General features: G+C 39.8%; 1 protein-coding gene. It reads left to right on the top strand.

What is annotated here, in order from left to right:
* A partial coding sequence (locus AB4486_RS28155) for a DUF6701 domain-containing protein (RefSeq protein WP_372120120.1) occupies window positions 1-527 on the top strand: 527 nt, incomplete at both ends.

Genomic DNA, 527 nt, shown 5'->3' on the forward strand with positions numbered 1-527 from the left:
TTACCGGAGCTAATGTAAATTCCGTATGTTCAAATAATGTAGGTGTTCCTTCGAATTATTTTGTGTCTCAAGCTTCGATCAGTGTTTCCCATTATTTAGACACACCAAGTGAGGGTGTACTTGGCTATTTGATGCCCGACACGATATCTCCGAGTATTTCAATTAGTGATCAGTCAAATGGTGGGTACCAACTTGATGGGTTAACCTACTCAGAGGTAGGAAGTTTTGAATTGGTTGCAATTGAAACGGGTAACTTTTATAGCACCATTGCCCCTCCAAATGGTGATTCAGGTGTCACTGGGTCTAAAACTATCGGCCGTTTTTACCCCAAATACTTCATGCAAGGTGACCCTGAGTGGAATGTTACAAATCAAAATAATATTGCGTACCTAAGTCAACCTTATGACTCTACAGTTCACCAAGTATATCCAATGGCATCAGGTGAGAGTGATACGGATAATGCGCTTAATAATTACCGATTCTTTAATACAGAACTACAAGCAAAGTTTGGTGTTCTAGATGATAGC

This window comes from Vibrio sp. 10N.222.55.C6, from assembly GCF_041473395.1.
GTDB classification, from domain to species: Bacteria; Pseudomonadota; Gammaproteobacteria; order Enterobacterales; family Vibrionaceae; genus Vibrio; species Vibrio crassostreae_C.